We start from the raw sequence: 12,356 nt of genomic DNA, 5'->3' as shown, positions 1-12,356 counted from the left end.
GCCGACGAGATGAAGGTGGGTATCCGCGACGTGGCCCGTGCGGCGGGCGTCTCGACCGCCACGGTGTCGCGCGCGCTCGGCCAGGGTCCGGTGAGCGACGCGCTCCGCGAGCAGGTGCAGGCGGCGGTGCGCGCCACCGGCTACCGGCCGAACCTCTCGGCGCGGCGCCTGCGGTCCCAGTCGGCCCGGACAATCGGCCTGATCGTCGCCGACATCCGCAACCCGTTCTTCACGGCGGTGAGCCGGGCCGTGGAGGACGCGGCCTTCGGCGCCGACATGCGGGTCATCCTCTGCAACACCGACGAGGACCCCGCACGCGAGGCGATGTACCTGCGCTTGATGGAAGAGGAGCGGGTCACGGGCGTGATCTTCGCGCCGACTGTGACGACCTCGAAGGACTTGGGCGAGCGACCGCTCGACTTCCCGGTGGTGCTGATCGACCGGTCGGGACCGCCGGGGGCCTACGACAGCGTCGTCCTCGACAACGTGGCGGCCTGCGCGACCCTCGTCGATCACCTGGCGGGCCAGGGCTACGCGCGGATCGGCGGCCTGTTCGGCTCGACGAGTTCGACCGCGCGGGAGCGCCGTGCCGGCTATCAGGAGGCCATGGGCCGGCACGGTCTGGCGCCGCAGGTCCGCAGTGTCGCGCCGAACGCGGCGGCCGCGATGGCGGAGGCCGCGCGCTGGCTCCAGGAGCCCGACAGGCCGGAGGCGCTCGTCGTCTCGAACGGGCTCATCCTGATGGGCGCCGTGCGGGCGGCCCGGGCCCTGAACCTCGCGCTCCCGCGCGACCTCGCGCTGGCCGGCTTCGACAACGAGCCCTGGACCGAACTCGCCGAGCCGGGCCTCACCGTGATCGAGCAGCCCGTCGCCGAGATCGGCACCCAGGCGATGCGCCTGCTGTTCGAGCGGATCGAGCGGCCGGACCAGCCGGTCCGGAAGGTGGTCCTCAGCGGCAGCCTCGTTCCCCGCGGGTCGACAGCGGTGCGGTGACGGCGGCCGCAGGCCGGCCGGCCTCGGGGTGCCGAACCGCCGCAGCTCCGGACCCCGGACGGTTCAGAGCAGCGCGAGGATGTCGTCGAAGACGGCGTCCCACTGGTCCTGGTCCAACGCGACGAGGCCGAGACTGCGCAGGAAGAAGGCGCCCTCCGCGGCGAAGAACGCCGCGCGGGCCCTGCGCTCCGCCGCGGAGCCCGGTTCGAGGCGCGTCAGCCACGCCGCGTACCAGCCGCGCGCCTGCTCCCGGTGCTTCGGCGATTGCAGAAGGCTCACGAGCATGCCGGCGATCTTGGTCTGCGTGGCCTCGTCGATGCGCGCCGACGCCGTCACGTAGCCGCGCGCGTGGTCCACGCGGGTCCCGTCGGCCGGCGTGTGGCGGGCGACCTCCGCGTCGAAGCCCGCCAGCCAGCGGTCGGCCATGGCGGCGACCAGATCGTCTTTGCTGCCGAAGCAGTATTGCAGGCCGCCCTTGGTGATCCCGGCCGCCTTCGCCACGGCGTCGAAGGTCAGCGCCGTCGCCCCCTCCTCGCGCACGATCCGCTCGGCGATGTCGAGCACCTTGTCCCGGTCGATGCTCCGCGGACGCCCCATCCTGACCTTCCCTCTTTTCAATCCATACGGATGGATTTAAACAGCCGGCCGCGGCGGCGCAACCGGTGGGGCAGCGTCACACCGTCGTCGCGCCGACGCCGGACGGGTCCGGGATTCGGCCGACCGACGCGCCGGATCCCGCGCGGTAAGAGGAGCAGTTTCGTCCATGTCGATCTCGACCGCGCGCGGCTTCTGGCGCCCGACCCTCGTCGCGCTCGTGGTGAGCGCGTCGCTGGCCGGCTGCAAGCCGGCCGCCACCGACACGGCCGCGGCCGAAACGCCGCCCATAGACGTGGCCGTCGCGACCGTCGCACCCGCGACCGTGCCGCGCCTCTTCGACCTGCCGGGTCGCCTCGCCTCGACGCGCGTGGCGGAGGTCCGCGCCCAGGTCTCGGGGATCATCCGGGAGCGCGCGTTCGAGGAAGGCAGCCTCGTCAAGAAGGACGACGTCCTCTTCCGCATCGACCCGGCGGTCTACAAGGCCGAGGTCGACGCGAAGGCCGCGTCCCTCGCCCGCGCGGAGGCGTCGCGGGTGCAGGCGCTGAAGCAATCGGAGCGGACCGAGACGCTGCTGGAGCGGCAGGCGGCCAGCACCGCTCAGCACGACGTCGCCGTCGCGACCCTGCGGCAGGCCGAGGCCGACGTGGCGAGTGCCAGGGCCCAGCTCGACCGGGCCCGGATCGACCTGGACTTCGCCACCGTGCGGGCGCCCATCGGCGGACGGATCGGCCGCGCGCTCGTGACGGAGGGCGCCCTCGTCGGGCAGGGCGACGCGACGAAGCTCGCCGTCATTCAGCAGGTCGACCCGATCTTCGCCGACTTCAACGCTTCCGCGTCCGATTACGGGTTGCTGGCGGATCGCGGCGGGGCCGGAGGCGCCGAGGTGCGTCTCGTCCACGCGGACGGCACCCTGCACGCCGATTCCGGCAAGCTCCTGTTCTCGGACGTGAGCGTCGATCCGGGCACCGGTCAGGTCAGCTTGCGCGCCGCCTTCGCGAACCCACGTCTCTCGCTGCTGCCGGGCGCCTATGTCCGGATCCGCGTCGCCCGCGGACTGCAGCCGGGCGCCGTCATCGTGCCCGCGCAGGCGATTCAGCGCTCCAGCGCCGGCGAGGCCCAGGCTTTCGTGGTCGGCGCGGACCGGATCCTGGCCCTGCGGCCCCTGCGCACCGGGGCGCTGACCGACGCCGGCTGGATCGTCGAGGACGGATTGAAGTCCGGCGAGACCGTCGTCGTCGAGGGCTTCCAGAAGATCCAGCCCGGCATGGCCGTCAACCCGGTGCCGTGGGCGGGCGGTCGCACGGCCACCGCCGCCCCGCAGCCCTGACCCTGTCGCGCAGGCCCGACCCACCATGACCCGCTTCTTCATCGAGCGCCCGATCTTCGCCTGGGTGATCTCCATCTTCATCATGCTGGTGGGCGCGATCTCGATCGTCTTCCTGCCGGTCTCGCAGTACCCGGACGTGGCCCCGGTCACGATCCAGACGACGGCGACCTACCCGGGCGCGCCGCCAGAGCGGCTCTACGACGGCGTCACCCGCATCATCGAGGAGGAGCTGAACGGCATCCCGGGGCTGATGTACTTCGAGTCCACCAGCGATACGTCGGGGCAGGCCCAGATCCTCGCCTCCTTCGCGCCGGGCTCGGACCCGTCGAGGGCCACGGTGGCGGTCCAGAACCGGATCAAGCGCATCGAGGCGCGCTTGCCCCGGGCGGTGACCCAGCAGGGCATCATCGTCGAGGAAGCCAGCACGAGCTTCCTGCAGTTCGTCGTGGTCAGCTCCCGCGACGGGTCCCTGAGCGAGAGCGATCTCGGCGACCTCGCCGCGCGGCGCATCCTGGGCGAGCTGCGGCGCGTGCCGGGCGTCGGGCGCGCCACCCTGTTCTCGTCCGAGAAGGCGCTGCGGATCTGGATCGACCCGGTGAAGCTCGTCGGGCTCGGCATGGTGCCGGGCGACGTCACGGCCGCGGTCCAGGCGCAGAACGCCCAGGTCGCCTCGGGCATCGTCGGCGCCCAGCCGGCGACCGAGGGCCAGCGCATCGCCGCGAACGTGCTGGTCAAGGGCCAGCTGACCACGGTCGCCGAGTTCGCCGAGATCGTGCTGCGCGCCAACCCGGACGGCTCGCTCGTCCGCCTGCGCGACGTGGCCGAGGTCGAGCTCGGCGGCCAGTCCTACACGATGCAGACCCGTCAGGACGGCCGCCCCGCCGCCGGCATCGGCATCCAGCTCGCGCCCGGCGGCAACGCCCTCGCGGCCGCGACCGGCGTGAAGGCGCGGATCGCGAAGCTCCAGCGCACGCTGCCGGCCAACGTCAGCGTGACGGTGCCCTACGACACGACGCCCTTCGTCGAGGTGTCGATCCGCAAGGTGCTGATGACGCTCGCCGAGGCGATGGCGCTGGTCTTCGCGGTGATGTTCCTGTTCCTGCAGAACATCCGCTACACCCTGATCCCGACCATCGTGGTGCCGGTGGCGCTGCTCGGGACCTGCGGCGCGCTCCTCGTCGCCGGCTTCTCGATCAACGTGCTCACCATGTTCGGCATGGTGCTGGCCATCGGCATCCTCGTGGACGACGCCATCGTGGTCGTCGAGAACGTCGAGCGGATCATGGCCGAGGAGAGATTGCCCCCGAGGGCGGCGACCCGCAAGGCCATGGGCCAGATCACCGGCGCCATCGTGGGCATCACCGCGGTGCTGATCGCCGTCTTCGTGCCGCTGGCCTTCTTCCCGGGCTCGGTCGGGGTGATCTACCGCCAGTTCGCGGTCAGCATGGCGACCTCGATCGCCTTCTCGGCCTTCCTGGCCCTGTCGCTGACGCCCGCGCTCTGCGCGACGCTGCTGAAGCCCGTCGGGCCCGGCCACGGCCACGCGAAGGGCGGCTTCTTCGGCTGGTTCAACCGGCGTTTCCAGGCCGGCACGCGGGCCTACCGGTCCGGCGTCGCCGAGATGCTGCACCGGCCGGTGCGGGCGCTCCTCGTCTACGCGGCCCTCGTGGCGGCCCTCGGCTGGGGCTACCTCCGCATGCCCACGAGCTTCCTGCCCATCGAGGACCAGGGTTACGTCATCGTCGACGCGCAGACGCCGCCGGAATCGGCCGCGGGCCGCACCCTCGACGTGGTCCGGCGGATCGAGGACCATTTCGGAGCCGAGCCGGCGGTGGCGGCGCGGACGACGCTGCTCGGCTACGGCTTCTCGGGCCAGGGCCAGAACGCCGCCATCGCCTTCGTCACCCTGAAGGACTGGGCGGAGCGCGGCCCCGGCAACGGTGCCGAGGCGGTCAGCGCCCGGGCCAACGCGGTGCTCGGCGGCCTGCCGGACGCCATCGCGATGGCGCTGTCGCCGCCCGCCATCGAGGCACTGGGCAACTCGAGCGGCTTCGCCTTCCGCCTGCAGGACAAGGCGCAGCAGGGGCAGGCCGCCCTGGTCGCCGCGCGCGACCAATTGCTCAAGGCGGCCCAGCAGAGCCCGATCCTGCAGGGCGTCTACGTCGAGGGCCTGCCGACCGCACCGCAGATCGAGCTGACCCTGGACCGACAGAAGGCGAACGCGCTCGGCGTCACCTTCGCCGACATCAACGACGCGCTCTCGACCAGCCTCGGCTCGGCCTACGTGAACGACTTCCCGAACCAGGCGCGCATGCAGCGGGTGATCGTGCAGGCGGAGGCCGGGCGGCGGATGAGGGCCGAGGACCTGCTCGACCTGAACGTGCGCAACGCCAAGGGGCAGATGGTGCCGCTCCAGTCCTTCGCGCGGGTCGCCTGGACGATGGGTCCGTCGCAGGTCGTCGGCTTCAACGGCTACCCGAGCATCAAGATCTCCGGCAGCGCTGCGCCGGGCTACGCCAGCGGCGACGCCATGGCCGAGATGGAGCGCCTCGCGGCGCAATTGCCGCCGGGCTTCGACTTCGCCTGGACCGGTCAGTCGCTGCAGGAGAAGCTGTCGGGCAGCCAGGCGATCTACCTGCTCGTCCTGGCGCTGGTCTGCGTCTTCCTCTGCCTCGCGGCGCTCTACGAGAGCTGGGCCATCCCGCTGGCGGTGCTGCTCGTGGTGCCGACGGGCGTGGTCGGGGCGATCTTCGCCATGCTCGTCCGCGACATGCCGAACGACGTCTACTTCAAGGTCGGGCTGATCACCGTGATCGGCCTGACGGCGAAGAACGCGATCCTGATCATCGAGGTGGCCAAAGACCTCGTGGCGCGGGGCCGTCCCGTCCACGCAGCGGCGCTGGAGGCCTGCGAGCTGCGCTTCCGGCCGATCATCATGACCTCGTTCGCCTTCATCCTCGGCGTGGTGCCGCTCGCCGTCGCCACCGGCGCGAGCATGAACAGCCAGCGGGCCATCGGCACGGGCGTGCTCGGCGGCATGATCACCGCGACCGTGCTCGCCGTGTTCGTCACGCCGCTCTTCTACGTGCTGATCGCCCGGAGCATGGGCGTCCGGGCGGCTTCGAGCCCGGCGGATGGCGGCGCGCGGGCAGTCGTCCCGGGAGCGCCGGAGCCTTCGCTCTGAGGCGCGTTCGCGGCGACGGCCCATCCCGGTGACCGACCAAAGGTGGACCGACGCCTCCGGGCCGGCGCCCGGTGCCCTAGGTTGGCTGGGAAGGGAGCCGACCGGTCGACGCAGGCCATCGGCGCGCGAGGGGCGACGGAGCCGGCCCCGCGGGGCCCGTCAGTCGCCCGAGCCCTCGATCTGCTCACGCTCCTGCTGATCGACGTCAACGGGGCGATCAAGCCCTACCTGAACGTGTACCTCTACGTGCATCGCGGCTGGGACGACGGCGCGGTCGGGCTGGTCGGCACGGTGTCGGGGATCGTCGGCATCGCGGCGCAGACGCCGATCGGGACCGCCATCGACGTTGTGGGCGACAAGCGGCGGATCCTGCTCTGGGCGCTCGTGAACCTGTCGCTGGCCACCGTGCTCCTCGCCGTGGCGCCGCACTTCTGGTTCGTCCTCGCCGCCTCCTGCGTCCTCGCCGCGGTCGGCGGGATGCTCAACCCGGCGATCGCGACGCTGATCCTCGGGCTGTTCCCGTCCGGTAAGCTTCCCCGGCGGTTCGGCTGCAACGCCGCCCTCGAGCGGACCGGGAACGTGGCGATCGCCGGACTGATCGGCCTCGTGGGCTGGCTCTTCCCGGACCGCGCCGTCTTCCTCCTCGTCCCGGCTTGCGCGGCCGTCTCCGCCGCGTCGCTCTACGCCATCCCCCGCCGGGCGATCGACGGGCAGCGGGCCCGCGGCGAAGGCGAGGCGGACGCGGCGCCGAGGCGCTGGCGGACGCTGCTGACCTGCCGCCCGCCGATGGTCTTCGCGGCCTGCGTGATGCTGTTCCACTTCGCCAACGCGCCGCTGCTGACCCTGGTCGCGCAGGAGATCGGCCGGACCCGGCCGGACTGGTCGTCCGTCATCGTCTCCGTCTGCATCATCGGCGCGCAGGCGGTGATGGTGCCGATGGGCCTCCTCGTCGGTCGCCGGGCCGAGCGCTGGGGCCGCAAGCCGATGCTGGTGATCGGCATCGCCGCCCTGCCCGCGCGGGCCCTGCTCGATCTCGTCTGGCGCGACTCGTTCTGGCTGATCGCCGTCCAGTGCCTCGACGGCGTCGGCGCCGGTCAGCTCAGCGCGGTCAAACCCCTGGTGATGGCCGACATCACCCGCGGGACCGGCCGCTACAATGCCGCCCACGGCCTGATCGGGACCATCGAGGGTGCCGGCGCGGCCCTGTCGTTCGTGATCGCCGGGAGTCTGGTCCAGGCGGCCGGATTCGACGCGGCCTACCTCGCCTGCGCCCCCGAGGCGCCGCGCGGCGGTCCGAGCGCGTGGCTGCGAGGGCTGCTGCCCGGGGGTGTGTCGCGAGGCGCGTAGGGAGGGATGATGAGGCCTCGGATCACCGGCGCGGGGCGCCGCTCGCGGACTGCCTGCCTCGCCGCTCTCGTCGTGTTCGCGCTTCCGGCCGCCCTCCCGGCCGTCGCCGGCACGCTGCACAGCACCTACATCGATCCGGAGGCCCTGGCGCTGCATCGGGTCCTGCCGCCGCCGCCCGAGGCGGGCTCCGAGGCGGCACGGGCGGACCTTCTGGCCGTCGAGGCCGCCGTCGGTGCCCGCACGCCCGACGATGAGCGCCGCATCACCGCGAACCGGCCGTGCACGCTCGACCGCTTCACCGAGGTTCTGGGACCGGCCTTGACCGCGCGGGCGATGCCCGTCACCGCCGCGCTGATCGAGCGCGTGTTCCAGGACGGCGAGCTGTTCGTGCTCGCCGCCAAGACCGCCATCGCCCGGCCGCGCCCCTACACCCTCGAGCCCGATCTCGCGACGTTCGGACACCGTTCCGACAGCACCTCCTACCCGAGCGGCCACGCGACCTTCGGCTACCTCGCGGCGACGGTGCTGGCGCAGCTCGTTCCCGCCAATCGCGCGGCTCTGTTCGCGTTCGCGGCCGGCTACGGCGCCGACCGGATGATCGCCGGGACCCACTCCCCGTCCGACCTCGAGGCCGGGCGGATCGCCGCGGCCGTCATCGCGGAGGCGCTGCTGCGCGATCCCCGCTTCCAGCGGGAGCTCGATCGAGCCAGGGCCGAGGTCTCGGCGGCCGGCGGCGACTCGGCGCGATGACGGGGAAAGTTGTCCCGGCCGGATCACGAAGCCGGGAGGTGGTTTGCGGGGCCGCCCGACATCCCCATCTACCGCCAGAATCGCGCTTCACCGTCGCAAGTCACGGGCCGCGCTGGGGAATCCTGGAGACAGGCCGTTCGGTAACCGAACCTCGGACAGCGGGAGAGGCAGCCATGCACTGCGTCACCAAGGAGAAGGCCGCCGACGGTCACTTCATGGTCAAGGTCGCTGGCCGCGCCGTCACGGAGACGTGCGAGAAGCGGCAGGCCAAGCGCCTCGTCCGCGCGATCCGGGGCTTGCGGCGCCTGGAGAAGGCCAAGCGGCGGGCGCAGGACGCCTGACGAGCCTGGGCGACCGGCTCAGAGCGGCAGCGCGGACATCGCCAGGGTGCCGTGGTGGCGAAGCGCGTTCGTGGAAGCCATCTGCCGCTCGAAGGCCGTCATCAGCCTGGCCGACACGCCCTGGCTGTCGGGCAGGCGGATCGTCATCGGGTCCAGGAAGCGGCCGTTGACGCTCACCTCGTAGTGGACGTGGGGCCCCGTCGAGAGCCCGGTCGAGCCCATATAGGCGATCACCTGCCCCTGATGGACGGTGGCGCCGGCCTGAACGCCGTGCGCGAGCCGCTGCAGGTGATTGTAGGCCGACACGTAGCCGTTGGCGTGGTGGATCTCGACGCGGTTGCCGTAGCCGCCGCGCGGGCCCGCGTACGCCACCGTTCCGTCGCCGGTCGCCATGATCGGCGTGCCGGCCTTGTTGGCCCAGTCGACGCCGTTGTGGAAGCGGGCGTAGTGCAGGATCGGGTGAACGCGCGTGCCGAACGGCGAGGTGATCCGCCCCTCCGCGATCGGCATGCGCATCAGGAACTTGCGGAGCGATGTGCCCGTCTCGCTGAAGTAGCTCGCCGCGCCGGCCTCGGACGCCTCGAACCGGTAGGCGCGGTGTTTCATGCCGCCGAGCGTCAGGGCAACGTAGCGGACCTCCGGCGGCCCGCCCGCCTTCTCGCTCGGGCTGAACAGCACCTCCAGCCGGTCGGACGGGGTGATCCGCTGCTGCATGTCCAGGCCGAACGCGAAGATGCCGACGATGCGCTCGGCCAGGATGCCGGGCAGGCCGTTGCGCAGGACCGCCTCGTAGATGCTCCTGTAGAGGCTCGCGTCGGAGCCGTCGCCGTCGTCGCCCGAACGCGCCGCCGCGACCTGCGCCGACGGCGGCGCGACCGTGACGAAGCCGCCGGAATCCCGTTCCGCGACGATCTCCTCGACGCCGCCCGCGCCGTACAGCGTCACGCGGGCGATCTGCCGCGCGGCTTGGCCGGCGCGCGACCGGATGAGGAGAAGGTCCACGTGCTGCCCCTCGGGCAGCCCGGTGCGGGCGTGATCGCTGAAGGCGGCGAGGATGGCCTTCGCGCGCGCGGGCTCGGCGCCGTTCGCCGCCAGCGCGTCGGCCAGGGTCTCGCCGCGCTTGAGCACGACGTCGCGGGTCTCGGTGAGGCTCAGGCCCAATGCGGGCTCGGTCTCGGCGAGGTCCGTGATGTTCTCCGGAACGACACGCACCTCGATCGCGCGGAACGGGTCGCGGCCCGAATCGACGCCGGCGGCCTTCGCGGCCGCGTCGTCGTCCAGCGCGCCGACCAGGATCTGCGACAGCTGCCTCTGCGGCGCGAACGGCACGGCGATCCGCGAACCCGTCTCCCGCGCGACCCGCGCCTGCGTCTCCACGAGGGCGGTGACGTCCTCGTCGCTCAGGCCGGGTGCGTCGTCGGGGACCGGGGTGCCGGCGAGATCGGAGCGCGTGATCGTGACCATGGTCCCGGACGGGTCGTCCGTCGGCTCGTCGGAAGCCGGGGCGAACTGCCCGTCCTCGGCGAACTGGTGCGTCGGATCGAAGGGCGGGATCTGCCCGTCGACCTCGTCGCCGGAGGACAGGCTGGTCACGAGCCGCACGAAGGGCTGGGTTCGGATGATCTCGCGCGCGCCCGCCTGGTGGGCCACCGGCGCGGAGAACTCCTCCCGGTCCGAGGCGACGAGCTGGTGCCGCACGAGGCGGTCGCCGCGCCGTCCGACCACCCCCTGCCCCTCCGCCACCTGGGCGGGACCCTTGCGGAGCGTCGGCATGGCCGGCGCGAGATCGGTGTCCACGGACATGCGGAGCGCCGCCCCCATCAGGGCCGCGCCGCAGGTGGCGATCAGGGAGCTGGCGCAGAGCCAGCGCAGGTTCAGGCGTCGCCGGTCCAGCGGCGTCGCGCCGTCGGCCGGCGGCACGGTGACGTCGCGCGACAGGGAGCGGTGGAGAATGGGCAGCTCTCCGCGCGGTACTCGTCCGCCCTGGTTCATCCGGTCCCCTCACGCTCAAGCTTGCCGCTTCGGCGGTGAGTGCGGCCTGAATGAGGCTGCGGAACGCGCCCGACGCGATCGTCCGCCGACCACGCGCATGCCTGGGTTTCCCGGCGCTGGGGTCGACGGCGCCGCGACCGGAGGCGCAGATCTCGCGCGGGTTCGAGGCCCCGGGCTTCCGGGACGGCCGCCGCGCACGCGGCCGCGATCGCCGAGGACCACCGGCGGCTGCAAAACCAGCCGCGCCAGGTCCCGGAAGTCGAGATGCTGGACAGCCCGACCGGTCTGGCGACCGTTGTGCCGCGTCCTGAATGCTCCGACGCGACGACTGCCTCGCGCCGACGGCGTGGCGAAGCTCCGCGGGCGACCAGGACCGATGCATCACGGGGGCGTGAAACGGCGTGCCCGACCGCGGTAGATCGACCGTCCGTCGCGAGCGATCTCGGGAACGGGCGGAGGTGACCGCTGTTGCCCCAGTCGCATCAGAGGGACGGGTGTCGGGCCACCGCGGCTCCGACACCGGCCCGCGACGGAGTCGGAGAGCACGGCAATGGTCGACACGGACAGGATCACGGGCGCCGCACGCGAGTTCGGCGGCAAGGTGCAGGGCGCGGTCGGCGACGCGGTCGGCTCGGATCGGCACGCGGTCGAGGGGCGCCTGCGCGAGGCGCAGGGCACCGCCGAGAATCTCTACGGCCAAGCGAAGGACGCCGTGCGGCACGCGGCCGACGAGGTCTCGGACCACGCTGCCGAGGCCTACGACCGGAGCCGGCAGGTCGCCTGGGAAGGCCATCAGAAATCCGTCGCGTGGCCCCACGCCTCCCTGATTGTGGCCGGCCTCGTCGGCTTCGGACTCGGCTTCCTCGTCAGCCGTCTCTGACGCCGATCCCCGCGCCGCCGTCGGCACTGCGTCGATGGGGTCGCGGCTCGCGGCCAAGTCCGGGACGGTGGCGTCGCGGCGAAAGCGCGGATCACGGCAACACGGGGCCACCGCGCGCGGCCGCGAGCGCCGTTCGCGATCGAGTCGGGACGGTGGCCAGAGCCGAGCCCGTGCCGTCTGTGGCGCGGATCCCCTCTCCCGTGTGAGAGAGGGACAGGGCGAGGGATCAGGTCCGTCCGGATCAGGCGCTCCCTGCCCGAGCCGTCATGGCGCGCTCGACCTCGAAGCGTTCGGCCCCACAGCCCAAACCTCTCCCGGCTCAGAAGAGGGGCCACGGCGCGACCCTCTCGACCTGGGTCGCCGTCTATCCGGACCGTCCAACACGATCGGAAGCGGCTCGCGCGGGTGCGGGCACATCCCTCGCGCAGCCGCGATGCCCCGGCGTCTTATCGGCGCCACCCGGGCGATCCTGCCGTTGGGCCGTCCCCGCCGACCTTCATCGAAGGACAGTTCAGGTCGCGAGCCGACGGTCGCGTCAGCCCGCACGAGCCGCAGCCTGTGTCCAGGAATGAGCCTCCAGTAACTACCGCTGTAGGGACTTGTGTTCCAATCTGGAACAAAGTTCTTGGCTCTATTCTCGCTCTAGACACCGCTTAGAGGTGTCTTATGCATCAGTTTATCGGCCTATTTGCCATCTTCGTCACGCTGGTCGGAGTGCTCCACACCTGGGGTGCGCCGCGCTGGGCGATCGCCGGCCTGTGCCTGATCGCCCTCCTCGGTGTGTCCGCCACGCTGATCGGCATTCAGCCCAGGGTCGCCCCGTCGCCGATGTCCCGGGCGCAGTCGTTCAACGACGCGATGCAGCCGGTTTTCGAGGGCGTCTGGGACCCGCTGAGGCCCGGCCAACTCCTGACGACGTCCCGGTAAGGTGTCCGGTCAGCGCCG

10 protein-coding genes are annotated in these 12,356 nt (G+C 72.1%); 8 read left to right on the top strand and 2 right to left on the bottom strand.

The features are described 5' to 3' along the window. Positions 1-9: 9 nt before the first annotated feature. A complete protein-coding gene (locus tag LOK46_RS01440; protein ID WP_273562150.1) occupies positions 10-993 on the top strand; it encodes a LacI family DNA-binding transcriptional regulator in 984 nt (327 codons plus the stop codon). Positions 994-1,056: 63 nt separating this feature from the next. On the opposite strand, the gene LOK46_RS01435 is transcribed toward LOK46_RS01440, so the two are convergent. Then, entirely contained in the window at positions 1,057-1,590 is a 534-nt protein-coding gene (locus LOK46_RS01435) for a TetR/AcrR family transcriptional regulator (protein WP_273562149.1), read from the bottom strand. Positions 1,591-1,756: 166 nt separating this feature from the next. On the opposite strand from LOK46_RS01435, the gene LOK46_RS01430 reads away from it, so the two are divergent. The 5 genes from LOK46_RS01430 to LOK46_RS01410 all read left to right on the top strand — a co-directional run bounded on the left by LOK46_RS01430 (position 1,757) and on the right by LOK46_RS01410 (position 8,539). Next, complete coding sequence (locus tag LOK46_RS01430) at positions 1,757-2,917, top strand: efflux RND transporter periplasmic adaptor subunit (protein WP_273562148.1); 1,161 nt, start codon at positions 1,757-1,759, stop codon at positions 2,915-2,917. A 25-nt stretch (positions 2,918-2,942) separates the two neighbouring features. Next, positions 2,943-6,101 (top strand): efflux RND transporter permease subunit, encoded by a 3,159-nt coding sequence (locus tag LOK46_RS01425; protein ID WP_273562147.1) that lies wholly within the window; start codon positions 2,943-2,945, stop codon positions 6,099-6,101. Between the two features lie 81 nt (positions 6,102-6,182). Then, positions 6,183-7,448 (top strand): MFS transporter, encoded by a 1,266-nt coding sequence (locus LOK46_RS01420; protein ID WP_273562146.1) that lies wholly within the window; start codon positions 6,183-6,185, stop codon positions 7,446-7,448. A gap of 9 nt (positions 7,449-7,457) precedes the next feature. After that, positions 7,458-8,198 (top strand): phosphatase PAP2 family protein, encoded by a 741-nt coding sequence (locus LOK46_RS01415; protein WP_273562145.1) that lies wholly within the window; start codon positions 7,458-7,460, stop codon positions 8,196-8,198. A 173-nt stretch (positions 8,199-8,371) separates the two neighbouring features. Continuing rightward, positions 8,372-8,539, top strand: coding sequence for a hypothetical protein (locus tag LOK46_RS01410; RefSeq protein WP_273562144.1), 168 nt, complete (start codon positions 8,372-8,374; stop codon positions 8,537-8,539). Between the two features lie 18 nt (positions 8,540-8,557). Here the strand turns inward: LOK46_RS01410 and LOK46_RS01405 are convergent, their stop codons facing one another. After that, positions 8,558-10,531 carry a M23 family metallopeptidase gene (locus tag LOK46_RS01405; protein WP_273562143.1) on the bottom strand — a complete coding sequence of 658 codons (1,974 nt, stop codon included), beginning with the start codon at positions 10,529-10,531 and terminating at the stop codon, positions 8,558-8,560. Between the two features lie 550 nt (positions 10,532-11,081). On the opposite strand from LOK46_RS01405, the gene LOK46_RS01400 reads away from it, so the two are divergent. Both LOK46_RS01400 and LOK46_RS01395 read left to right on the top strand, forming a co-directional pair. Then, positions 11,082-11,411 (top strand): CsbD family protein, encoded by a 330-nt coding sequence (locus LOK46_RS01400; protein WP_273562142.1) that lies wholly within the window; start codon positions 11,082-11,084, stop codon positions 11,409-11,411. A 666-nt stretch (positions 11,412-12,077) separates the two neighbouring features. After that, positions 12,078-12,338 (top strand): hypothetical protein, encoded by a 261-nt coding sequence (locus LOK46_RS01395; protein ID WP_273562141.1) that lies wholly within the window; start codon positions 12,078-12,080, stop codon positions 12,336-12,338. Positions 12,339-12,356: the final 18 nt, after the last annotated feature.

It is taken from the genome of Methylobacterium sp. NMS14P (assembly GCF_028583545.1).
GTDB lineage: Bacteria > Pseudomonadota > Alphaproteobacteria > Rhizobiales > Beijerinckiaceae > Methylobacterium.
The sequence above is the reverse complement of the archived record's forward strand: the minus strand, read 5'-3'. Positions and strand labels throughout refer to the sequence as shown.

What these genes read in the sequence shown, in the direction of transcription:
- LOK46_RS01440 (WP_273562150.1), top strand. Translation starts at nt 10, where the DNA reads ATGAAGGTGGGTATCCGCGACGTGGCCCGTGCGGCGGGCGTCTCGACC.
- LOK46_RS01435 (WP_273562149.1), bottom strand. Translation starts at nt 1,590, where the DNA reads ATGGGGCGTCCGCGGAGCATCGACCGGGACAAGGTGCTCGACATCGCC.
- LOK46_RS01430 (WP_273562148.1), top strand. Translation starts at nt 1,757, where the DNA reads ATGTCGATCTCGACCGCGCGCGGCTTCTGGCGCCCGACCCTCGTCGCG.
- LOK46_RS01425 (WP_273562147.1), top strand. Translation starts at nt 2,943, where the DNA reads ATGACCCGCTTCTTCATCGAGCGCCCGATCTTCGCCTGGGTGATCTCC.
- LOK46_RS01415 (WP_273562145.1), top strand. Translation starts at nt 7,458, where the DNA reads ATGAGGCCTCGGATCACCGGCGCGGGGCGCCGCTCGCGGACTGCCTGC.
- LOK46_RS01410 (WP_273562144.1), top strand. Translation starts at nt 8,372, where the DNA reads ATGCACTGCGTCACCAAGGAGAAGGCCGCCGACGGTCACTTCATGGTC.
- LOK46_RS01405 (WP_273562143.1), bottom strand. Translation starts at nt 10,531, where the DNA reads ATGAACCAGGGCGGACGAGTACCGCGCGGAGAGCTGCCCATTCTCCAC.
- LOK46_RS01400 (WP_273562142.1), top strand. Translation starts at nt 11,082, where the DNA reads ATGGTCGACACGGACAGGATCACGGGCGCCGCACGCGAGTTCGGCGGC.
- LOK46_RS01395 (WP_273562141.1), top strand. Translation starts at nt 12,078, where the DNA reads ATGCATCAGTTTATCGGCCTATTTGCCATCTTCGTCACGCTGGTCGGA.